Below are 20,956 nucleotides of genomic sequence, written 5' to 3' on the forward strand. Positions count from 1 at the left end.
CATGTATTCCGTCAATTATCATCGCGCTTCCTCCCTCGCCGACGCCGCCAAGCTCATGAAGAACGGCGACGCCAAACTGCTCTCCGGCGGTATGACGCTCATCCCCGCGATGAAGACGCGGCTTGCGTCGCCTTCCGATCTGGTCGACGTGTCGCGGTTGAACGACCTGCAGGGCGTCAAGGTGTCCGGCAAGACGGTCACCATCGGTGCCGCGACGACGCATTACGACGTCTACAGCGACGAGAAGCTGAGGAAGGCCTGCCCGGCGCTTGCGCATCTGGCTTCCTTGATCGGCGATCCGGCGGTGCGCCACAAGGGCACGATCGGCGGCTCGATCGCCAACAATGATCCGGCGGCCGACTATCCGGCTGCGCTGCTGGCGCTGGGCGCGACGATCATCACCAACAAGCGCGAGATCGCGGCGGACAAATTCTTCAAGGGCCTGTTCGAGACGGCGCTGAAGGAAGGCGAGATCGCCACCGCGGTGAGCTTTACCGCTCCGGCCAAGGCGGCCTACCAGAAATTCCGCAATCCGGCTTCGCGCTACGCGATCGTCGGCGTGTTCGTGGCCAAGGGCAAGGACGGGGTGAGAGTGGCGGTGACCGGCGCCGGCGAGGACGGCGTTTTCCGCTCCAAGGAGATCGAGGCGGCGCTGGCGAAGAATTTCGATGCCGCAGCACTCGCCGGCCTCAAGCTGCCGGCAAAAGGGCTGATGAGCGACATCCACGCCTCCGCCGACTACCGCGCCAATCTGATCGCGGTGATGGCCAAGCGCGCCGTGATGGCCGCCAACGCCTGAACGGCGACTCCGCGGGTCAAAGAAGGGGCCGCTTCGGCCCCTTTTTCTTTGCCATAACAAAGGTTTGACCGGAAACGCCGGTCAAATCGCAGCTTCGCACTTGCACAAAGCTATCCCGCACTGCAAAATAAATCCGGCGGGAATACCAGATGGTCCGGGACGCGGGCGACACTTCGCATGCGGACCTCGAGTTGCGAAGGCACGGTATGACCGACATCTCCGCCGCGTCCGTCGTCCTACCGCGGGCCGCAGCCGACAGGGAAGCCAGGGCAAGACTTGCCTATCTCGACGGCTGGCGCGGCCTGTCGATCGCGCTGGTGCTGATAGGCCATTTCTTTCCGCTCCCGGGAATCAATCTCGGCGTCCTCGGCGTCGAGTTCTTCTTCGTGCTGAGCGGCCGGCTGATGGGCGAGATCCTGTTCATCGAGCGTTTTCCGCTGAAGAAGTTCTTCAAGCGCCGCTTCTCGCGCATCTATCCTGCGCTGCTTGTGTTCGTGATCGCCGCCATGATCGGCCTAACCGGGTCATTCATCGCGTTCAAGTGGAAGGCGGCGCTGACGGCGCTGACCTTCACCTACAATTACGCCGGCATCTTCATCACTCGCGCCGGCGCCCTCGACCATATCTGGTCGCTCTGCGTCGAGGAGCACTCCTATATCCTTTTGGCGCTGATCAGCGTGGTGGTTCCCGGAAGGGCGAATGTCGTGCGGCTGCTGGTCGTGCTGGCGCTGCTGGCAATGGCCAACGGCGCCATTTCGTACGGGGTTCTCGGCATGGGCTACGAGACCGCCTACTGGCGCACGGACGTGCATATCGCCTCGATCCTGCTGTCCGCAGCGATTTGCCTGCTCAAGGCCGACGGGCGCCTACCGGCTTTCCTGAAGAGCCGCCATGTTGCTCTCGTGGCCGCGGCCGCCGGCGTTCTGCTGTTCAGCAACCCGATACCGACGCCTCTGCATTATACCCTTGCCGTGCCGCTTCTGGCGCTGGCGGTGAACACGCTCGACTTCGCCGGCGGCACTCTGAAAGGGCCGTTGTCATCGCGGCCGATGGTGATGCTGGGGCTGTGGTCGTATTCGCTTTATCTCTGGCAGCAGCCTTTCTACAAATTCGTCGATGAGCGTGGGAGCGCGACGATCCCGATGCTGGCGGCGGTGTTCGCCTGCGCGGTCGCGAGCTACTACATCGTCGAGAAACCCGCCCGCGGCTGGCTCAATCGAAACTGGTGATCAAGCGGGTTTTATCGCTCGTTGCGCGGCGAGGTAGCGGCGGAGCCCGGCTTCGCCGCGCGGCGTGGTCCAGCGATGGTTCCAGGCGAAGGCTGGTCTCAGAATCGGCGCCAGAAGTTTGAGGATCGGCCTCTCGACCGTGACCTGCCAAACCAGATCGACATGGGTACCTGCTCCGGACGGCGACAGCTCCGCCCGCCACAGGCCGTCGAAATCGCCGAAGGTCTTCACCACCACGAGCCGGCCGGGTTCGAGCTCGGCGGCCTCGATGATGAAGTTCAGCTCATAGGGCAGGGCGCCGCGCGCTCTGGCCCTCGCGCGGGCGCCGACGACGCCCTTGCCCTTCTTGTCGAGCGGCTCGACCTCCTTGTAGGCATCGCCCCACCAAAGCGGCAGAAGCTGCGCGTCCGAGAGCACGTCCCAAACTTCCTGGGGTGTGCCTTCAGGGATGTCCCAGCTTTCGTCGAAGCGGAAGACATTGCTCGCCATGACGTCGCCCCCAACCAGCGGAACGGCCATATTAGCTGTGGCTTGTTTTCCTTGCCAGCGGCTTCGGAGGCGTCTTCAGATGGGCTTCGCCCAATAGCGCACCGACTTCTTGCCGCCGTGGATCACCGCGTCGCCGACCTCGGCGAAGCCGAGCGCTGCGTGGAATGCGTCGGAGGCTGGATTGGGCGGATCGGCGTTGACCTCGCATGTGACGATCGTGTGGCCGGCGCGCCGGGCCTGCTCGAACAGATCCTCGTAAAGCCGTCGGGCATGGCCGCGGCCGCGGGCGTCCGCCGCTACGACGACGCGGTCGACATAGACGAAGCGCGGGTAGCGCTGGCGAAACCAGAGGAAGTTCGGGCTGTCGTAGCTTGCGTCCTGGGCGAAGCATAGGATGAAGGCTTCAAGCGCGCCGATGCGGCGGGTGTAGAAAGCCTCGCCGAGCAGGAAGGAAAGCCGTTCGGGCTCGAGCCAGGACAACTCCGCCGCATGGTCGTTGTTGAGCGCGAGGATGGCGGGCTCGTCGGCGGGCGAGACGCGTTCGATCGGCAGCACTTGCTTGGTCATCGTCCTTGCCATCAGGCCTTCGCAGCCGCGATCGTCGCCGCCACCTTGGCTTGATCGGTCACCGTGTTGCGGTATTCGCGGTCGAGGTCGGTGCCGCCCATGCCGACATTCGGGTTGCGGTAGCGCATGGCGCTCGGCACGTCCGCAAGTGCCGCAAAATGCATCTCGGTCAGTCCCGTGCGCCTGCGCACCTCGCCGATCGTGTCGGGCGCGAGCGCTCCGCAGCCGAGGATGATGATGCGCGAGCCGGCCCGGCGAACCAGCTCCGCCAGAAGCTCGACGCCTTCGACTGCCGTATCGCGCTGGCCGCTGGTCAGCACGCGGCCGACCTTGCAGCGGATCAGGGCTTCGAGCGCCTCGGCCGGATCGCGCGTCATGTCGAAAGCGCGGTGGCAGGTGACGTTGAGCGGGCCGGCGGCCTCAACCAACGCGCTCATGCGCGCCTCGTCGATGGCGCCGTCGGCGGTCAGGCAGCCGACCACGACGCCGGCGACCCCCAGCTCGCGCAGCGCTTCGACATCGGCAAGCATCGAGCGGTATTCGGCCTTGCTGTAGAGGAAGTCGCCGCCGCGCGGGCGCACGATGACATGGAAGGGAATGGTCGCGCTTTCGAGCGCGGCGCGCACCGTGCCCATGCTCGGTGTGATGCCGCCTTCGATCAGGCTGGCGCAGAGCTCGACCCGGTCGGCACCGGCCGCCTGCGCGGCGAGCAGCCCGTCAATGCCTTCGACGCAGATTTCGATCAGGGGTCTTTGCGTGTCCGCCACCGGGCTTCCATCCATGCTTTTGACGAGATGGGCAGCCCTAGCACCGGGCGCGCCGCCGCGAAAGCCGCAACCATCGGTCCAGCCCCATGGAAGCCGCTTGACAACTCATAACCACAAAGTTATGGATAAACTCATAACTGGAAAGTTATTGATTAATGCGTGCCCTGCCGGCCGCAAGAACCCGAGGAGACCGACGATGGAAGCAAGATTGAAGAATCCGGTGATGCTCATTCCCGGCGCGCTGCAGGCGCTGCTGGCGCTCGACAAGTCAACAGAGGCCGGCGACGTGCCTTACGTGACGCGCAAGCTCATTCACCTGCGCGCCAGCCAGATCAACGCCTGCGCCGTCTGCGTCGACATGCATGCGCGCGAGTTGAAGAAAGCCGGCGAGAAGGACGAGCGGATCTTTGCCGTGTCGGCATGGCGGGAGACGCCGTACTTCAACGAAGCCGAACGCGCCGCGCTTGCGCTGACGGAAGCCGCGACGCGGCTGGCCGATCGTTCCGACGCGGTGCCGGACGACGTCTGGGACGAGGCCGCGCGCCATTATGATGACAAGGCGCTCGCCGTCCTGGTGATCCAGATCGCGCTGATCAATGCGTTCAACCGCCTGAACGCCACCACGCGGCAACCGGTGGGCGCCTGGGGATGAATCAAGGGAGGAGGCCCGCTTCGAACCGCGCGTCTTGCCGGCTACTGCTTCAGGATCGTGTTCTTGGCGCCTTGCTCGATCTGGTCGATCACCAGAAGCTTCACCGGATCGGTGCCGATATTGGTGGCCTGATGCCACTGGCCGATCATCTCGACGATGAAGTCGCTGGTCTTGTAAGTATTGCTGGCGCCCGTCTCGACATTGGTGACCTTGAGCGTGCCTTGCTCGACATAGGCGTAGCGCGGGAAGGGGTGCTTGTGCACGGGCAGCGTCGCGCCCGGCGCGATCTGATACGATGAGACCTGAACCTCGACGTTCTTCTGCGGCAGCGTGATCGGCTGGCCGGACGCGGTCGTCGTCTTAGACGCCAGCGGCGTGATGACGACCGGCGCGTTGCTGCTGTCCAAGGCGTTGGCAGCAGTCGCATAAACGGTGGCTATCGCCAGCAGTGCCGATGTCGTGATGTTGCGCATGGTCCCCTCTAAGATTTCCGCACCATCGCCCGACCGACGTTGACGCACAAGCATCCTTTTGCAAGCGGCTCTGTCACACGGCGGGGCTGTCCTGCCGTTTGGCTGGCCCGGGCTTCGGCGGCCTGAGGAACAGGGCGAGCGGCACCAACACTGCCGTCGCGACCGCGCAATAGAAGAAGACATCGATATAAGCGAGCAGCGAAGCCTGGCGGCCGATCTCCTGGCCGATCCAGCCCACGGCCTGTTGCCCGGCCTCGGCCAGCGGCGAGCCTTCGGCGACGAAATGGTCCGTCACCTGGCGAAGCGTCTGCTGATAGGTGTCGCTCGATTGCGCCGTGTGGCCGACCAGCACCGATTGATGGAGCTGGGCGTTCTGGGCAATCACCGTGTTGGACAGCGACACGCCGATGCTGCCGCCGATGTTGCGGGCGACATTGATCAGCGAGGACGCCTGATCGGTCTTCTGCGGCGGCAGGCCGACATAGGCGGCGGTCGAGATCGGGATGAACAGGAACGGCAGGCCGATCATCATGTAGACGCGCGCATAGGCGAAGAAACCGAAACTGGCGTCGGGCGTCAGCGAGGTGGTGTGCCAGAGCGCGACCGCGACCACCGACATGCCTAACATGATGAGATAGCGCGGCTGAACGATACCGGCGGCAAAGCCCGAAATCGGCATCAGCATGAGCATGGCGATGCCGCCCGGCATCATCGACAGGCCGGAAAGGGTGGCGGTGTAGTCGAAGGTCGTCTGCTGCAGCTGCGGCAAAAGCTGCGTGGTGCTAAAGAGCACCGCCCCAACCGCCATCATGACGAGGAACGACATGCCGAATTGCCGGCTGAAAAGCAGGCGGATGTCGACGATCGGTTCGCGCCTCGTCCACTCCCACGGAACAAGCAGCAGGAACGACACCGCCGAGATCACGGCGAAAGTAGTGATGAAGGTCGAGGCGAACCAGTCGTTGCGCTGGCCTTCGTCGAGAAAGACTTCGAGACAGCCGAGCGCCATCGCTACCAGGATGAAGCCGATCCAGTCGACCTTCAGCCCCTTGCTCAACCGCTCCCGGCGCTCGCGTTCGAGAATGTCGGGCTCAATCACCAGCCATTGCACGAGCGCCAGCGACATGATGCCGAACGGCACGTTGATGAAGAAGATCCAGTGCCAGGAGAAATTATCGGTGAGCCAGCCGCCGATGGTCGGCCCGACCGTCGGCGCGACGATCACGGCAATGCCGTAAAGCGCAAAGGCCTGGGAGCGTTTCTCAGGCGGAAACGTGTCGGCGAGGATCGATTGCTCGCTCGGCGCCATGCCGCCGCCGCCGAGCCCTTGCAGGATACGGAAGGCGATCAGCGTCGGCAGATTGGGCGCCAGCCCGCACAGCAGCGACGCCAGCGTGAAGGTCGCCACGCAGATCATGTAGTAGCGCTTGCGGCCGATGACGCTGGCCAGCCAGCCGCTGACCGGAATGATGACGGAGTTGGCGACGAGATAGGTGGTGATCACCCATGTGCTCTCGTCCATGCCGGCGGCGAGGCTGCCGGCGATGTTGCGCAGCGCGACATTGGCGATCGAGGTGTCGAGCACCAGCATGAAGGTCGCGATCGAGACGACGATCGCGATCAGCCAGGGATTGCGCCCGCCGGCGGCGGAACGGCTTTCGCTGCCCTGGGCTGTTGCGGCATTGCTCATCGTACCCTGACCGTCGGCACCACCGACATTCCGGGACCGAGATAGACGCCGGGCGGCTGGTCGAACACGATCTTGACCGGCACGCGCTGCACCACCTTGACGAAATTGCCGGTCGCGTTTTCGGCCGGCAGCAGGCTGAACGCCGTGCCGCTGCCGGCCTGGATGCTGTCGACATGGCCATGGAAGGTCTTTTCCGGATAGGCGTCGATGGCGATGTCGACGAGCTGGCCCGGCCGCATCAGATCGAGCTGCGTCTCCTTGAAATTGGCCTTCACCCAGACGTCGTTGGGCACGAACATCATCAGCACCTGGCCGGGTTGCGCATAGGTGCCCTTTGCCGCCGTGATATTGGTGGCATGGCCGGCGACGGGCGCCCGGATGGTCGTGCGGGTGATAGTGATCTTGGCCTGGTTCTCGGTGGCCTCGGCCTGCCGAAGCTTGGCTTCGGCGCTCTTGCCCTGAGCCTGCAGCACCGCCACCTGGCTTTTCGCCGCCTCGGCATTGGCATTGGCCGCGTCCATCGCCGCTTGGTCCTGGCGCAAGGTCGAAGCGGCCTGCTGTGCCTGTTGTTGCGTCGCCGCGCCCTTGGCCAGGAGCTCACGGTTGCGCTGGTCCTCGGATTTGGCGAATTCGAGCGCCGCCTGTGCCTGCGCCACCTGCTTTTCGGCGGCATCGATCTTGGCGTTCTGCGCCTGGGTCTGGGCCTGGACGTTGGCAATCTCGGCCTGCGCCGCCACCACGCCGGCTTCCGCCTGTTTGAGCCAGGCCTGATAATCGCTGTCGTCGATGCGCAGAAGCACTGCGCCGGCCTCGACCGGCTGGTTGTCGGTGACGGCGACATCGGTGATGCGCCCGGCAATTTCCGCTCCGACCGTCACCGTGCGTGCGTCGATGAAGGCGTCGTCGGTCCATTCATATTGCCGTGCGTTGATCCACCAGATGACCACGGCCGCGATGACCAACAGGATTAGGATGGCGACGATCGCCGCTATGTAGGGATGCCGTCTGATAAGGCCGGGTCTGTTGCCGTCCGGCGGACTGTCATTCGCCTGCGTGTCTTGCGCCCGCTTGTCGTCGCCACGCTTGTTTTCGACGGGCCTGTCGTCGCCTGGCGGGCGTTGCTGCTGATCGGACCGGGGCTGAGCCCGCGCTTCTTCGGCGGGAGCGGTTTCGCGCTCTTTTCTGTCAGTTTTTGCGTCCAAGGCAACGGGTTCCAGATATCGTCGACCCCCTCGCAGCAGGGTCAACGGGTGTTTTCCGCAAAGGTTCCTGTCGCCAATACCGGGCGGCAGCCGGCTGACAGCCGTCAGCCCGCCATCCAGCCGCCGTCCACCATCAGGTTTATGCCGGTGACGTAGCTCGCCATGTCGCTGGCAAGAAACAGCGCCGCGCCCGCCGCGTCATGCGGATGCCCGAGCCGCGGCCATGGCGTGCGGCGGCGCGAATAGTCGAGCGCATCAGGATAGTTGGCGACGCCCGGTTTGCCGGTGATGATCTTGCCCGGCGCGATAGCGTTGCAGACGATCCGTCTCGGCGAGCACCGCAACCGCACCGGCAGGCTTGTCGGTGTGCAGGATGATTGTTGGGCGCGCCGACATCGCGACCTCAATCGCGGCCGATATGATCGGCGGCGCTGCCGAGGGCGGTAAGCAGCGCCTGGCCGCTCTCCAGCGTCACATTCTCATGCGGCGCGCGCAGGTTCAGCCAGCGCCGGTCGCCGGACTTGACCGCAAGCACCGCCTTCATCGCCGGGATCAGCCCGGCATCCTGAACGACCTTCCGGAACGCCTTGATGGCGTCGTCGGCTTCGGTGACGCCCTCGCCTTTCCGGGCCGCGTCATAGAGGCGGCGAATGGCGGCGGCGTTCAAATTGACGGTGGCCGAAATGCAGCCGGCCGCGCCGCTCGCCAGACCCTTGGTGAGCTGCGCCTCGGAACTCGGAAAGACCGAGATATCGGGGGCGGCGGCGATGACGGCGGCCGTGTTATTCCAGTCGCCGGCGCTGTCCTTGTAGGCGACGACCGTGTCCGGAAAGGCCATGGTCAGCCTCGCCGTTAACGCTGGACTGACCGGCACGCCGGAGTTCTGCGGGATGTGATAGAGGATCACGCGCATCGAAGACTTTGCCACCTTCTCGATCAGCTCGCTGTAATAGCGCGCCTGGCCGTTGTCGCCGGCGCCAGTGTAGAAGAAGGACGGCAGCACCATCACCGCGGCGCAGCCGAGACCGACGGCATGGGCCGACAATTCGACCGTTTCCGGCAGCGCGGTGACGCCGGTCCCGGGCATCAGCCGGTCGGGCGCAATGCCGGCCTCGACCAGCCATTCCAGCGCCTGCATGCGCTCGCGCAAGGACACCGACAGCGCTTCGCCCGTCGTGCCGAAGGGCGAGAGGAAATGCGCGCCCTGGTCGAGCACCCATTTGGCGTGGGATATCCAGAGATCGCGCGCGATGCGGCCGTCGTCTTCGAACGGCGTCAGGATCGGGGCGATGGTTCCTTGCGGGCGGGTCATGAAGGTCCTCTATGCTGGTCTGTGTGGCCGGCCATCGCCGCGACTGCGCGGGCGAAATAGGCCGAAGCGGTGATGTCCAAGAGTATGTCGAAACCCGTCGGCGAACGGAACGTCACAGCCTCGATAGGCCGACGCGGCTCTGCGCGATATCGTCGGCGCCGCTATCGGCTTGTCGGCAAGGTGTTTCGAGCGAAGGCTAAGGTAGGGCGACGAAGCCGCAAAGCAAAAAATTCGCCGGCACAATGGCCATGGGAATTTGGCCCATGTGAGGTGGAGGCAGCCCGCCGGAAGCGGTGATGTTTGGCAGCAGCAGCCAGCTTCGCCGACGGTGACTGGAAGTCCGTTGCAGGCCGCCAATCAATGCGACGGGATTGGCGGATCGGCGACTGAGTGCAAGCTGCGTTTGTACTTCGCCAGGATCTCCTCTTCGATTTCGTCGATCGCCAGCGTTAGTGAACGTTGATTGTTGGCGTCGACGTCAATGATCAACCGCCCGCGCGCCGTCAGCAAGCCGCATACGCGCGCGACTACCGCGGCCGACTGAAGCCTTATGTCCAAGCCGGTTTCGAACCAACGCTCGGCAAAGGTATGGTTCTTCTGTCTCCGGTCAAGCCGCTCGATGAGAAGTTGCTCGGAGGCATCGATTCTAACCACCACGTCCGACTCGGGTATGAAATCCAGCGCGTGAGCAAGGCTCGTCTCATCTGCTGTTCCACTGAAGCACGCGAGCATCGAAACCGCCTGAACGAAGGCTTCGTCGAAAATAAGAATTTCCTCGCTGGTGACAGACTGGCGCCATGCGCGGGCAAGGCGGAGAACGTACTGACTTAGCCTGATGCGCCAGATCACGTTTCTGGGAGGCAGTGTGTGAATCAGATTTGCGCGAATTCTGAAGTCGACGGCATTTGCGGATGGGCGACAGGCCATGCCGATCGAGCGTGCGGCCGCGCGGGCGACTCGACCCATCGCAGTGACAATGCCGCCGGGGTCCAGCATGGTTCGATGAACAGCGCGCCGGTCAGTGAGAACAATCCTCGCAGGGTGCCCGTGAGCCCGCAACTGTTCATAGAGCGCATGCGCAAATGTCGTTTTGCCTGACCCAGCTGGACCTACAAATTCAACAATCATGCGTTAGGAACCCTGCTGGCCTGCTATATGTCGTATCGAGGCACCAGCTTCGGCGACCGCAGCTCCTGAGCCATTTTCGCCGCCTGGAAGATTGTCATAAGAACGTAGGTCGTTTCACCTTCGGTCGAGTTTATGGCCAAGACCACGCGGCCGATCTCGTCACTCATGGCGCAAGACCAGTCTTTGACAGCAATCGCTCGTTTCCCCGCCATTTGCCCCTCCCTTTCCTTTGGGAGGTTATTTGGCGTCGTGAAAACCAGCAATTTGGACTGAATGCCCATTCCGTTGGGCCTAACGTCGTTCCCTGCCTGTTTGCCGTCAATTGGTGAGCAATCGAGATGACAGACTTCAGATTGGCGGAATTACGGTGGCTAATGATCCGAGCCAGCGCTCCTGGAGCAACGTCAGGCTGGCTGCAGAAGGAAAAGGTGCACTGTCACCCGTAATTCGGGCGTAACCACCTTACTTGTTTGCGCCGCGTGGGAACGTCTCGAATGACCATGCGTTCTTCCGTCACGGTCACATTTCATTGAGGACCTAACCGGAGGATGTTCAAATGAAAATGAAGGTGCTCTGCATGAGCGCAGTTGCGCTCGCAATGATGGGTAGTGCCGCGATAGCCGGCAGCAATACCGGGACGTCCGCGCTCGATGACCCGGCCAAGATGTCGCCGTTCTTCACCGATGCTGGCATGAAAACATTGAGATCCGAGGCGGATTTCAAGACTGCCTGGATGGCCATGAAGCCGGATGAGCGTGCAGCGGTTTTGAAAGACTGCGGCGACACAACCATTAGCAAGTCGCACGCAGACTTCTGCGCGATGGCCAAGAAGATGGGGGGCTGAAGCCTCCCTCTACGAGCCCATCGCAACGTTATCCGCTATGGAACAATTCTCGCTCGGATGACGGATTGAGGCGCGGGGTGCGCCGCCGGTTTTAAGCCCGCTGCCTTCCCATTGGGGCGGCGGGCTTTTTGGTGGGGCGCCTACCCTGGTCCTGCAGTTGCCAGGATTATTGCGACCGCGTGCAATGCACTGCTTTAGTTCTTGTCCTTTAACGGAGAACAGTTTCCGAAAATGTCTTGCTGGTTTATGAGGACCGGCAGCATAGATACTCCCCCCGTCAAATGCGCACTGTCACCCTATTTCCCTCAGTCCCGCCGGAAGCATTGGCCTGCAAATAGATGATGGCTCATGGCTGCGCGAGTTATAGGGTCGTCGCTACGACAGAAACCTCGGGGAGGGGCTGCTCATGCAGTCTCCGGCAGAAAAATACAAAGGCTCAGCTCGACCATTGCCGGGGGAAGCGGAACGGCGGGCAAGGCTGCAAAAAATGCAAGGGCTGCGAACCCTGCGATCTTACGGCTCCTGCCTTCGGCTTGATACAAGCGCCCAATTCCACGATCTGATCGATTGTACCGCGCTGCTGGAACCGTTGAATGAAGGCGACGACGAGCAGTGACGGTGAACCCGACGCGCTCCCAAGCCACATGGCTTCCGAGCCTCGCGCCGGCACTGCCGGCCCTTACGCCTGGCAAGCAGCGGTGAACGCTTGCGGTCGGGCGGCTCCATCCCACTACAGGGACATTCGGGCCTGGCTATCGTTGGCAGTTCTGTCCGACCATAGGGGAGCTCAACGGAAGCCAATCATCGCGCGATCTGCTGGGTCCCAAGCCGCGCAAGGACAAGCAACGCGAAATCCGAAATGCTGCTGCCAAAAACCTCCGACACGACTGGGATCGGAACAAGGTCCCTGGAGATGGCGACAGCATTGGGATCGAAGAGGACGAGGTCCAGCCGGCGACGACAGCGGACGTCACCTCGGAGACAAGCGGCCCGGCAAGGCTGGCGGGTTGTTTTCAATGCAGGATCGCGAGGCGAGACCAATCACGGCGATCATTGTCCCGATCACCCATTTCCAGTGCTCTAGATAGTCCACCAAAACATGCGCGGTTGTCGAAGTCCAATGCCGTTCATAGCGCTCGCCGGGAAGAATAACGGAACGCTTCCCGACCATTGGTTCCTCCGGGATAAGTGACCCTGATACCAAGCGGCCACCCTCTGACGAAGCCCCATTTCCTTAGCGACCTTTCTTTAGTTGACCCGGCGTTCTTGTGTCTGTGGCAGAAAAGTCACGCACCTGGAATATGCAGCGCCTCAACTGGCGCGCGCTTATTATCCAGCTAGGCAAGGCGTACCGTCGTTGATGGGCAAAAGGGGTGCCCCGTCCTCCCGAACTAGCGCCCGCTGCGGAAACGTGACGGGCGTTTTTTGTTTAATACGATTGGCAGCTGACCGCATTGCCGAACGTCTGGCAGTTTGTGACCGCTAGACGTTGATACATTTGCCCACGGAACGGAAACGCTGGCATTCGACCGTCAGAGGAGCCGCAGCTAAACGACATCCCGTACCAAGTCACCGGCCCCGGTATGATGTCCGCAACAATGCCACCGGCATGGCTCTCGCTGTCTACCACTTGGTATGGGCCACGGCAGATTTTTGTCGCCTCCTGAAAGCAGTCTTGCGCGATCCGCTACATTTGACGGTGTTGACCTTCGAACCAGATGGCCCGACGAACGCCGTGTTGGTAGGGGCAACACACCCGGACAGCCCTACCACCCCCAAGAACGCTATGAGCGCTCTCATCAGTCCCCCAAAAAAAGCCACCCAAGCTTCTATCTCCGGTAGAAACCGCCGATTCCGAGAGACTGTCAACTTGGCCCGGCGGCTTCGGCCTACGGGCCGCGACAATGCCGGAGGCGACGCTAAGGCCGCCTCCGGCATTTCAAGCAAAATAGGTCCACAGAAGAACCAGTGACGCGAGAAATCGCGCACTAATCCGAATTCTGAAGCCCCGCCCGTAGAGGACAACAAGGTCCGTCGGGGAACACTCCTTTTCAGGAGCCGAGCGCTCTGCTCGTTGCAGATTTCAAAGTTCGAACGTCAGTTGGGAGAGCGCCGGTTACGTGCGGCGAACGCTTTTGCGTAACGACCCCGAAAGGTCCGGCCCGGATCGATTGAGAGGCCGGTAACCTCTGCAAGGCTTTCGATCGCCTCGAAGGAAGCTTGCGCGGTTTGATTCGCGATGCCTGATGATCGCAGAGAACCTCAGGAGTACAAATTTTCCAGACGACGGGCTTCTGGCGTTGTTTGCGCTTGTAGCCCGGAATTTAGCCCGCGAGGACCTTTGCCCAGTAGAATGGCACAAGCAGATTTTCAGTTAAGTGCTTGAAAAGACTTGGCTCCCCGGGCCGGATTCGAACCAGCGACCAACCGGTTAACAGCCGGTTGCTCTACCACTGAGCTACCGGGGAACGGAGGCTCTGACGTGAGTGGCGCAGCCTATAGCAAACACCTTTCGGCTTTGCAAAGAAGCATTTCGCATTTTTTCTCCAGATTTTGATGCGGCTATTTGTGCCATCGTCCGGCGCGCCCACATATGAAGGGCTTCACACCGGCACGGAACAAAGCGGCCGGTCATCGCCTTGACATGGCTTAGGCAGCAGATGGGATTTGGCTTGAATGACCGCAGCGGATGATGACAACGCCCCGGCGCGGAAGATTTCGATCTTCGGCCGCGAGTTCACCATGCCGCGCTCGCGCGGCTGGCGAATCGCGATCGGCATGCTGCTTACCCTTGGCGGGCTTCTGGGCTTTCTGCCGATTCTCGGTTTCTGGATGGTTCCGCTCGGTCTCCTGGTCCTATCCTATGAATTCGCCATGATCCGACGCCACCGGCGGCGTTTCGTCGTCTGGTGGGGACGCCGGCGCCGGCCCGACTGAGAGGCCGCGGCGGCTGCGCCACAGCGGTGCCTGATCCCTGACAATCGATAGGTAATCACCACTTTGGCCGCTCCACGCGAAAGCGTCGGGAATGACGCGCGAGCGCTTGACGACCTTTGAGCGCCAACATAATGAGTTCGCTCGGAACGCCGGGAGCATTGCGAGGCCTCGTGGCGGAGTGGTTACGCAGAGGACTGCAAATCCTTGCACCCCGGTTCGATTCCGGGCGAGGCCTCCAGATGCTTGCGGGCTCCAGCGCAATCGCGCCGGAGTGGGGTTCCAGTCGAAGTTTTGGCCGCGTGTCTGGCGCGGGGAGCGGGTTGTTGGGACATGAACGCTGATTTCTCCGAACGCCGCGTGAAGATGGTCGACGGCCAGATCCGCACCACCGATGTCACCAGCGCGCCGATCATCGAAGCGATGCTGACCGTGCCGCGCGAGGCGTTTGTCGGCGCCGGACAGCAGGATCTGGCCTATATCGACGAGGATATCCGCATTTCCGATGGCGCCAAGGGCGGCGGCGCGCGCTACCTGATGGAGCCTTCGCCGCTCGCCAAGCTTTTGCAGCTGGCCGAGATCGAGGCGAGCGATTCGGTGCTCGATGTCGGTTGCGGCACCGGCTATTCCGCCGCATTGCTGTCCAGGCTGGCGCGATCCGTCGTGGCGCTGGAGAGCGATCCCGCGCTGGCTGAGGCCGCCAGATCCACGCTTTCCAGCCTCGGCTGCCGGAACGTCACGGTGGTCAACGGGCTGCTGCCGCAGGGGCATGCCGCTAAAGCGCCTTACAACGTCATCTTCATTGGCGGCAGCGTCGAGGAAGTGCCGCAGGCATTGCTCGACCAGCTTGCGGAAGGTGGACGCCTGGTTGCAGTCGAAGGACGGGGCAACTCTGGCGTGGCCCGGCTGTTTTTCAAAGCAGGGGGGGTTGTAACCGGGAGACGGGCCTTTAATGCGGCAATTAAGCCACTACCGGGCTTCGAACGTGCCCACGCGTTTGAATTCTGAGCGTTTTTGCCTTGCAGCGAAGGCGTTGTCATGATCGCTTGCGCCTAACAATCGTTGCTGATCGTTAACCGGGCGTTTCGGGAGGCTGTCAGCGGGGGAACGATAAACAACGCGGCGCTGGCCGGTCCGTAAGGGTAGGCTGACGTGGCGTGGTTCCCATGCAAAACGAATGAGGGAAATAACGTGCCGTCTCTACGCAAGAGCATTTTAATAACTATCCTTGTTTCGGCCACGGCGCTTTCGCCGCTGGCCGCCTCCGCCGAGACCATTACGGGCGCCCTCGCCAAAGCCTACCAATACAATTCGCAGCTCAACGCCGCTCGCGCCGGCGTGCGCGTCACCGATGAGGGCGTTGCCATCGCCAAGTCGGGCTGGCGCCCGACCGTCACCGGTTCGGGCAGCATCGACTACACCAGCACCCACGCCCAGGGCGCCACCCAGAACATCACCACGGGCAGCTTCGGCGTGCAGATCAACCAGACACTGTTCGACGGGTTTCAGACCAAGAACAACGTCGCCGCCGCCGAATCGCAGGTGAAGGCTTCGGTCGAGAGCCTGCGCAACACCGAAGAGAACATCCTGTTCAACGCGGCGAGCGCCTACATGGACGTGATTCGCGACCGCCAGGTCGCGGCATTGACCGAGCAGAACCTGCAATTCCTGAGCGAGCAGGCGCGCGCCGCCCGCTCGCGCTTCGAGGTCGGCGAGGGCACCCGCACCGACGTCGCCCAGGCCGATGCCTCGCGCGCCACCGCCGTGGCGCAGCTCAGCGCCGCCCGCGCGACGGCGCTGGCGAGCGCCGCCACTTACCACCAGATCGTCGGGGACGAGCCGGGCAAGCTGAAGGCGGCCTCGCCGCTCGGCAAGCTGTTGCCGAGCAACCTCGATTCAGCCTTGGCCGTCGCTTCCGCCGAGCATCCGGCCATCCTCGCCACCCAGCACCTCGTCGATGCGGCGGCGTTTTCGGTGAAATCATCGGAAGGCGCGCTGCTGCCGCAGGTGACGGCTTCGGCCGGCATTTCGGACAATTACAGCCACGCCGTTCCCGACATCAGGGGCACCAACGGCACCTCCACCTCGGCCAATATCGGCGCCACGCTGACCATTCCGATCTATTCGGGCGGGCGGACCTCGGCGCTGGTGCGGCAAAACAAGGAATCGCTCAGCCAAGCGCGCATCCAGGTCGACGTCAGCCGCGACCAGGTGCGCCAGGCCGTGGTCTCGGCCTGGACGCAATATATCGCGGCGCGCGAAAGCGTGGATGCCAACAGGCAGGTCATCGAAGCCGCGCAGCTGGCGCTCAACGGCGTCATCGAAGAGCGCAATGTCGGCCAGCGCACGACGCTGGACGTGTTGAACGCGCAGAACGCCGTCATCACCGCCAAGATCAATCAGGCCAGCTCGGAGCGCGACGTGGTCGTGGCGAGCTACGCCATCCTGTCGGCGATGGGCCGGCTGTCGGTCGATCGGCTGGGCCTGGCGGTCACCAAATACAGGCCGGAAGAGCATTACAACGCCGTCAAGGACAAATGGTACGGACTGCGCACGCCTGACGGGCGCTGAGTTCCGGTCCAAGCTTTGACAGACGCCGCGTGTCCAATGGATGCGCGGCATTTGTCTTTTGCGGATGGGTCGTCGGGCTGCGCGTCGCCTAATCTGTTGAAATCCAAGGAGTCCCCAGATTGGGGATTCTCGGATGACGATCGGTCGGTTACGCTGTCTCCATTGATTCGAATTCCGACCCGGGCAGGAACGGAATTCCTGAACGGGTCAAGTTCTTGAACAGGCAGTTCTTGAACATGTCACTTGGGCGGCGGATGTGACGATGGCGACGGCAAGCAGCGCGCAGCGCGAACCTTCTATGGAAGAGATACTGGCTTCCATCCGGAGGATCATTGAAGACAGCGACACCGGGCGCAAGCAGCCGGCCGAGGCCGGCGAGCTGCGCCAGGATCTGGAACCGGCCGCCGCTGCCGTGTCCCCCGCGGCTGTGCCAAATGTCGAGGTTGACGCCTTTCGCTCCGAATTGCATGCCGACGCCCGCAAGCCGGTGACGCTGGCGGAGGTCCAAGCCCAGCTTGCCGCGACCGATCCTGCGCTGACGCGCGCCGAGGCTCGCCACGAGCCGGTCAGGGCGGCGCCCGCGCCGACGAACTTGGAGGTCGGGGCCAGGAGCGCCGCTCAATCGAGTGCGTCGCCGGCAGCGAGCAAGCCCGCGGCGGCGAACGCACCGCAGACTGCCGAGACCATTGTCACCGATTGGCGGCGGGAAATCGCAGCGGCGGGCGGCAGCACGGTCACCGCGAAGCCGACCGCAAGGGCGCCGGAAGCCGCGCCGCGGGTCGAGATCGAGAAGGTCGAGATCGAGAAGGAAGAAGTTCGACCAGCGACTGAAGCTTCCGCGCAAGCCGGCGGCTCCGGGGAATCCGAACCGGAGGCGCAGCCGGCTCGGCATGCGATCCTTTCGGAACATACGGGCCGGCAGGTCGCCGCGGCCTTCGGCGAGCTTTCCGACGCTTTTGCCAGCCGCGGCAAGAAAAGTTTCGACGAGATGGCCGAGGAGATGCTGCGGCCGATGCTGCAGGATTGGCTCGACAACAATTTGCCGACGCTGGTCGAAAGGCTGGTGCGCGAGGAGATCGAGCGCGTGGCGCGCGGGGCGCAGTAAGGTGCCGGAACACGCAGTCCGAGCGCTGCCTTGAGGCGGCGCTTTGTTAAGGCAGCCTGAAGCGTCGCTTGCAACGGATTCAACCGACGCGCTTAAGCTTCTGTTTTGATGCATGTCGCTGTCCCAGCGCTGCTGCGCACTTGCCTGCGACTTGTCAGGCGCGCACGCCATCGCAGAACCGGCAGCATTGCCCCCGGCCGCGGCAGGCCTATCTGTGAGAGCGATCGCAGCTCTCGCGGTTGACTCGGCCAAGACCTTCCGATTTACACCGGACGCTTGTTCCCGACAGTTCGGACTTCCTCCATGCTTGAAAAGACATACGACGCCAAAGCCGTCGAGCCGAAGATCGCCAAAATCTGGGAAGAGGCCGACGCCTTCCGGGCCGGCGCCGGCGCGGAGGAAGGGGCGGAGGCCTTCACCATCGTCATCCCGCCGCCGAACGTCACCGGCTCGCTGCATATGGGCCATGCGCTCAACAACACGCTGCAGGACATTCTGGTGCGCTTCGAGCGCATGCGCGGCAAGAACGTGCTTTGGCAGCCCGGCATGGATCACGCCGGCATTGCCACGCAGATGGTGGTCGAGCGCCAGCTCATGGAAAAGCAGATCCACCGCCGCGATCTGACGCGTGAGCAGTTCATCGAGAAAGTCTGGGAGTGGAAGGCCGAATCCGGCGGCGCGATCTTCAACCAATTGAAGCGGCTCGGCGCTTCGGCTGACTGGTCGCGCGAACGCTTCACTATGGACGAGGGGCTGTCCGAGGCCGTGCTGGAGGTCTTCGTCACCCTCTTCAAGGAAGGCCTCATCTACAAGGACAAGCGCCTTGTGAACTGGGACCCGAAGCTGCTCACCGCCATTTCCGACCTAGAGGTCGAGCAGCACGACGTGAACGGCAATCTCTGGCATTTCCGCTATCCGATCGAAGGCGAGGCGTTCGACCCTGAGAACCCCAAGACCTTCATCACGGTCGCCACGACTCGTCCCGAGACGATGCTCGGCGATACGGCCGTGGCTGTGCACCCGGATGACGAGCGCTTCACCGATCTGGTCGGCCGCAACGTCGTGCTGCCGATCGTCGGCCGCAAGATACCGATCGTCGCCGACGAGTATTCCGATCCGGAGAAAGGCTCCGGCGCGGTCAAGATCACGCCGGCGCACGACTTCAACGACTTCGAGGTCGGCAAGCGCCACAAATTGCCGGCAATCAACATCCTGACCGTCGAAGCGGCTATCAAGCTGAAGGACAATGAGGATTTCCTGGCCGGTCTCGACGTCATGCCGGAGCGCCAGGCGGTGTGGGACGAGCTCGATGGGCTCGACCGCTTCGCTGCCCGCAAGAAGATCGTCGAGTTGATGGAAGCGGGCGGCTTTCTGGAAAAGGTCGAGCCGCATCGCCATACCGTGCCGCATGGCGACCGCGGCGGCGTGCCGATCGAGCCGTTCCTGACCGACCAGTGGTACGTGAACGCCGCCGAGCTTGCCAAGCCGGCGATCGCCTCGGTGCGCGAGGGCCGCACCAACTTCGTGCCGAAAAACTGGGAGAAGACTTATTTCGACTGGATGGAAAACATCCAGCCCTGGTGCATCTCGCGCCAGCTCTGGTGGGGTCACCAGATCCCGGCCTGGTACGGGCCGGACGGGCATGTCTTCGTCGAGAAGACCGAGGAAGAGGCCTTAGCCGCAGCGGTCGAATATTACCTCGCGCTGGAAGGGCCCTGGAAGGCCTGGGTCGAGGACAAGCTCGAGAACTTCCAACCGGGCGAGATCCTGACCCGCGACGAGGACGTGCTCGACACCTGGTTCTCGTCGGCGCTGTGGCCGTTCTCGACGCTCGGCTGGCCCGACCAGACGCCGGAGCTCAAGACCTACTACCAGACCGACGTGCTGGTGACCGGCTTCGACATCATCTTCTTCTGGGTCGCCCGCATGATGATGATGGGCCTGCACTTCATGGACGAGGAACCGTTCCACACCGTCTATGTGCACGCGCTGGTGCGCGACAAGAACGGGCAGAAGATGTCGAAGTCGAAAGGCAACGTCATCGATCCGCTCGACCTCATCGACGAATACGGCGCCGATGCGCTGCGTTTCACGCTGACCGTCATGGCGGCGCAGGGGCGCGACGTGAAGCTCGATCCGGCGCGCATCGCCGGCTACCGCAATTTTGGCACCAAGCTGTGGAACGCGACGCGCTTTGCCGAGATGAACGAGGTCGCGCGCGACGACGCGTTCTGGCTGAACGACGCCAAGCTGCCGGTCAACCGCTGGATCCTGACCGAGCTGACGCGGGCGGCGCGCGCCGTCACCGAAGGCATCACCAGCTACCGGTTCAACGAGGCGGCGGGGGCGGCCTACCGCTTCGTCTGGAACCTGTTCTGCGACTGGTACCTGGAACTGTTGAAGCCGGTATTCATGGGCACCGACGAGGCTGCCAAGGCCGAGAGTCGGGCCTGCGTCGCCTTTGTGCTGGACGAGATCTACAAGCTCCTGCATCCGATGATGCCGTTCATGACCGAGGAGCTGTGGGCGCAGACTGCGGGCGAGGGCAAGGAGCGCTCCTCGCTGCTTTGCCATGCCGCCTGGCCGTCGCCCGACTTCGAGGATGAGGAGGCCGCCGCAGACGTCAACTGGCTGGTCGACCTTGTCTCGGGGATCCGCTCGGTGCGATCGGAGATGAATGTGCCACCGGCGGCGATCGCGCCGCTGATGGTGATCGGTGCCAACACGCTGACGCAGGAGCGGCTGGAGCGTCACGCCCAGGCGATCAAGCGGCTGGCGCGCGTCGGCGATATCGCGCTTGCCGATGCGCCGCCCAAAGGCTCGGCCCAGATCGTGCTCAACGAGGCGACGGTGAGCCTGCCGCTCGGCAGCCTGATCGACCTGCAGGCCGAGGCCGCGCGGCTGCAGAAGGAACTGGCGAAGGTGACCGAGGAGATTGCCCGCCTGCACAAGAAGCTTTCGAACGAAAAGTTCGTCGCCAATGCGCCGGAAGAAGTGGTCGAGGCCGAGCGCGAGAAACTCGCTGAATATCGCGAGGCGCAGGAGAAGCTTTCGGTGGCTTTGACCAGGGTACGCGACGCCGGCTGAGCGGAAAGATTCGTCCTCACGGAATAGGCGCTTCCGGTACGTTAGCTGCCTCGAAAACGAGCGTGCTTTACGTTAATTTTGACGTAGACGGAAACTTTGCGCCCCAT

20 protein-coding genes, 2 tRNA genes and 1 pseudogene are annotated in these 20,956 nt (G+C 62.9%); 11 read left to right on the forward strand and 12 right to left on the reverse strand.

Annotation, left to right across the window (positions count from 1 at the left end):
- The first annotated feature begins 1 nt into the window (after window position 1).
- Window positions 2-799, forward strand: a complete 798-nt coding sequence (locus LB553_RS05010; protein WP_224511200.1) for an FAD binding domain-containing protein — start codon at window positions 2-4, stop codon at window positions 797-799.
- Between the two features lie 206 nt (window positions 800-1,005).
- A complete protein-coding gene (locus tag LB553_RS05015; RefSeq protein WP_224511202.1) occupies window positions 1,006-2,028 on the forward strand; it encodes an acyltransferase family protein in 1,023 nt (340 codons plus the stop codon).
- Here the strand turns inward: LB553_RS05015 and LB553_RS05020 are convergent, their stop codons facing one another.
- The 3 genes from LB553_RS05020 to LB553_RS05030 all read right to left on the reverse strand — a co-directional run bounded on the left by LB553_RS05020 (window position 2,029) and on the right by LB553_RS05030 (window position 3,866).
- A complete protein-coding gene (locus LB553_RS05020) occupies window positions 2,029-2,517 on the reverse strand; it encodes an SRPBCC family protein (protein WP_224511204.1) in 489 nt (162 codons plus the stop codon).
- Between the two features lie 75 nt (window positions 2,518-2,592).
- Entirely contained in the window at window positions 2,593-3,084 is a 492-nt protein-coding gene (locus tag LB553_RS05025; RefSeq protein ID WP_224511206.1) for a GNAT family N-acetyltransferase, read from the reverse strand.
- An 11-nt stretch (window positions 3,085-3,095) separates the two neighbouring features.
- The gene (locus LB553_RS05030; protein ID WP_412033254.1) at window positions 3,096-3,866 is read right to left on the reverse strand and encodes a copper homeostasis protein CutC; all 771 of its coding nucleotides are present in this window, start codon (window positions 3,864-3,866) and stop codon (window positions 3,096-3,098) included.
- A 181-nt stretch (window positions 3,867-4,047) separates the two neighbouring features.
- On the opposite strand from LB553_RS05030, the gene LB553_RS05035 reads away from it, so the two are divergent.
- A complete protein-coding gene (locus LB553_RS05035) occupies window positions 4,048-4,503 on the forward strand; it encodes a carboxymuconolactone decarboxylase family protein (protein ID WP_224511210.1) in 456 nt (151 codons plus the stop codon).
- A 41-nt stretch (window positions 4,504-4,544) separates the two neighbouring features.
- Here LB553_RS05035 and LB553_RS05040 read toward each other — a convergent pair whose 3' ends face one another.
- From LB553_RS05040 to LB553_RS05070, 7 genes and pseudogenes are all read right to left on the reverse strand, one after another.
- The gene (locus LB553_RS05040; protein WP_224511212.1) at window positions 4,545-4,976 is read right to left on the reverse strand and encodes a cupin domain-containing protein; all 432 of its coding nucleotides are present in this window, start codon (window positions 4,974-4,976) and stop codon (window positions 4,545-4,547) included.
- Window positions 4,977-5,049: 73 nt separating this feature from the next.
- Entirely contained in the window at window positions 5,050-6,666 is a 1,617-nt protein-coding gene (locus LB553_RS05045; RefSeq protein WP_224511215.1) for a DHA2 family efflux MFS transporter permease subunit, read from the reverse strand.
- Window positions 6,663-7,868: an HlyD family secretion protein gene (locus tag LB553_RS05050; protein ID WP_224511216.1), complete on the reverse strand. Its 1,206-nt coding sequence runs from the start codon at window positions 7,866-7,868 to the stop codon at window positions 6,663-6,665. Before LB553_RS05050 ends, LB553_RS05045 begins: the two co-directional genes overlap by 4 nt.
- 104 nt (window positions 7,869-7,972) lie before the next feature.
- Window positions 7,973-8,191: pseudogene (locus LB553_RS05055) on the reverse strand (SDR family oxidoreductase); the annotation flags it as partial.
- 80 nt (window positions 8,192-8,271) lie between these two features.
- A complete protein-coding gene (locus LB553_RS05060; RefSeq protein WP_224511218.1) occupies window positions 8,272-9,180 on the reverse strand; it encodes a dihydrodipicolinate synthase family protein in 909 nt (302 codons plus the stop codon).
- 357 nt (window positions 9,181-9,537) lie between these two features.
- On the reverse strand, window positions 9,538-10,176 hold the full coding sequence (locus LB553_RS05065) for a hypothetical protein (RefSeq protein ID WP_411962081.1): 639 nt from the start codon (window positions 10,174-10,176) through the stop codon (window positions 9,538-9,540).
- A gap of 155 nt (window positions 10,177-10,331) precedes the next feature.
- Complete coding sequence (locus LB553_RS05070; RefSeq protein WP_224511223.1) at window positions 10,332-10,589, reverse strand: hypothetical protein; 258 nt, start codon at window positions 10,587-10,589, stop codon at window positions 10,332-10,334.
- Between the two features lie 275 nt (window positions 10,590-10,864).
- Between LB553_RS05070 and LB553_RS05075 the strand changes: the two genes are divergently transcribed.
- Window positions 10,865-11,152 carry a hypothetical protein gene (locus LB553_RS05075; protein ID WP_224511225.1) on the forward strand — a complete coding sequence of 96 codons (288 nt, stop codon included), beginning with the start codon at window positions 10,865-10,867 and terminating at the stop codon, window positions 11,150-11,152.
- Between the two features lie 406 nt (window positions 11,153-11,558).
- Window positions 11,559-11,768, forward strand: coding sequence for a hypothetical protein (locus LB553_RS05080; RefSeq protein ID WP_224511227.1), 210 nt, complete (start codon window positions 11,559-11,561; stop codon window positions 11,766-11,768).
- A 354-nt stretch (window positions 11,769-12,122) separates the two neighbouring features.
- Here the strand turns inward: LB553_RS05080 and LB553_RS05085 are convergent, their stop codons facing one another.
- Together LB553_RS05085 and LB553_RS05090 are read right to left on the reverse strand one after the other, a co-directional pair.
- Window positions 12,123-12,323 carry a hypothetical protein gene (locus LB553_RS05085; protein ID WP_224511229.1) on the reverse strand — a complete coding sequence of 67 codons (201 nt, stop codon included), beginning with the start codon at window positions 12,321-12,323 and terminating at the stop codon, window positions 12,123-12,125.
- Window positions 12,324-13,545: 1,222 nt separating this feature from the next.
- Window positions 13,546-13,620 (reverse strand) — tRNA-Asn (locus LB553_RS05090).
- Between the two features lie 208 nt (window positions 13,621-13,828).
- Here LB553_RS05090 and LB553_RS05095 point away from each other — a divergent pair.
- The 6 genes from LB553_RS05095 (at window position 13,829) to LB553_RS05120 (ending at window position 20,849) form a co-directional block, all read left to right on the forward strand.
- Complete coding sequence (locus LB553_RS05095) at window positions 13,829-14,089, forward strand: hypothetical protein (RefSeq protein WP_224511231.1); 261 nt, start codon at window positions 13,829-13,831, stop codon at window positions 14,087-14,089.
- 164 nt (window positions 14,090-14,253) lie between these two features.
- Window positions 14,254-14,327, forward strand: a tRNA-Cys gene (locus LB553_RS05100).
- Between the two features lie 92 nt (window positions 14,328-14,419).
- Window positions 14,420-15,094, forward strand: a complete 675-nt coding sequence (locus LB553_RS05105) for a protein-L-isoaspartate O-methyltransferase family protein (protein WP_224511233.1) — start codon at window positions 14,420-14,422, stop codon at window positions 15,092-15,094.
- A 183-nt stretch (window positions 15,095-15,277) separates the two neighbouring features.
- The gene (locus LB553_RS05110; RefSeq protein WP_224511235.1) at window positions 15,278-16,657 is read left to right on the forward strand and encodes a TolC family outer membrane protein; all 1,380 of its coding nucleotides are present in this window, start codon (window positions 15,278-15,280) and stop codon (window positions 16,655-16,657) included.
- A gap of 262 nt (window positions 16,658-16,919) precedes the next feature.
- Window positions 16,920-17,762 carry a PopZ family protein gene (locus LB553_RS05115; RefSeq protein WP_224511237.1) on the forward strand — a complete coding sequence of 281 codons (843 nt, stop codon included), beginning with the start codon at window positions 16,920-16,922 and terminating at the stop codon, window positions 17,760-17,762.
- A gap of 303 nt (window positions 17,763-18,065) precedes the next feature.
- A complete protein-coding gene (locus LB553_RS05120; RefSeq protein ID WP_224511239.1) occupies window positions 18,066-20,849 on the forward strand; it encodes a valine--tRNA ligase in 2,784 nt (927 codons plus the stop codon).
- Window positions 20,850-20,956: the final 107 nt, after the last annotated feature.

It is taken from the genome of Mesorhizobium sp. CA8 (assembly GCF_020164955.1).
Classification (GTDB): domain Bacteria; phylum Pseudomonadota; class Alphaproteobacteria; order Rhizobiales; family Rhizobiaceae; genus Mesorhizobium.

What these genes read in the sequence shown, in the direction of transcription:
- LB553_RS05010 (WP_224511200.1), top strand. Translation starts at nt 2, where the DNA reads ATGTATTCCGTCAATTATCATCGCGCTTCCTCCCTCGCCGACGCCGCC.
- LB553_RS05015 (WP_224511202.1), top strand. Translation starts at nt 1,006, where the DNA reads ATGACCGACATCTCCGCCGCGTCCGTCGTCCTACCGCGGGCCGCAGCC.
- LB553_RS05020 (WP_224511204.1), bottom strand. Translation starts at nt 2,517, where the DNA reads ATGGCGAGCAATGTCTTCCGCTTCGACGAAAGCTGGGACATCCCTGAA.
- LB553_RS05025 (WP_224511206.1), bottom strand. Translation starts at nt 3,084, where the DNA reads ATGACCAAGCAAGTGCTGCCGATCGAACGCGTCTCGCCCGCCGACGAG.
- LB553_RS05030 (WP_412033254.1), bottom strand. Translation starts at nt 3,866, where the DNA reads ATGGATGGAAGCCCGGTGGCGGACACGCAAAGACCCCTGATCGAAATC.
- LB553_RS05035 (WP_224511210.1), top strand. Translation starts at nt 4,048, where the DNA reads ATGGAAGCAAGATTGAAGAATCCGGTGATGCTCATTCCCGGCGCGCTG.
- LB553_RS05040 (WP_224511212.1), bottom strand. Translation starts at nt 4,976, where the DNA reads ATGCGCAACATCACGACATCGGCACTGCTGGCGATAGCCACCGTTTAT.
- LB553_RS05045 (WP_224511215.1), bottom strand. Translation starts at nt 6,666, where the DNA reads ATGAGCAATGCCGCAACAGCCCAGGGCAGCGAAAGCCGTTCCGCCGCC.
- LB553_RS05060 (WP_224511218.1), bottom strand. Translation starts at nt 9,180, where the DNA reads ATGACCCGCCCGCAAGGAACCATCGCCCCGATCCTGACGCCGTTCGAA.
- LB553_RS05065 (WP_411962081.1), bottom strand. Translation starts at nt 10,176, where the DNA reads ATGCTGGACCCCGGCGGCATTGTCACTGCGATGGGTCGAGTCGCCCGC.
- LB553_RS05070 (WP_224511223.1), bottom strand. Translation starts at nt 10,589, where the DNA reads ATGGGCATTCAGTCCAAATTGCTGGTTTTCACGACGCCAAATAACCTC.
- LB553_RS05075 (WP_224511225.1), top strand. Translation starts at nt 10,865, where the DNA reads ATGAAAATGAAGGTGCTCTGCATGAGCGCAGTTGCGCTCGCAATGATG.
- LB553_RS05080 (WP_224511227.1), top strand. Translation starts at nt 11,559, where the DNA reads ATGCAGTCTCCGGCAGAAAAATACAAAGGCTCAGCTCGACCATTGCCG.
- LB553_RS05085 (WP_224511229.1), bottom strand. Translation starts at nt 12,323, where the DNA reads ATGGTCGGGAAGCGTTCCGTTATTCTTCCCGGCGAGCGCTATGAACGG.
- LB553_RS05095 (WP_224511231.1), top strand. Translation starts at nt 13,829, where the DNA reads ATGACCGCAGCGGATGATGACAACGCCCCGGCGCGGAAGATTTCGATC.
- LB553_RS05105 (WP_224511233.1), top strand. Translation starts at nt 14,420, where the DNA reads ATGAACGCTGATTTCTCCGAACGCCGCGTGAAGATGGTCGACGGCCAG.
- LB553_RS05115 (WP_224511237.1), top strand. Translation starts at nt 16,920, where the DNA reads ATGGCGACGGCAAGCAGCGCGCAGCGCGAACCTTCTATGGAAGAGATA.
- LB553_RS05120 (WP_224511239.1), top strand. Translation starts at nt 18,066, where the DNA reads ATGCTTGAAAAGACATACGACGCCAAAGCCGTCGAGCCGAAGATCGCC.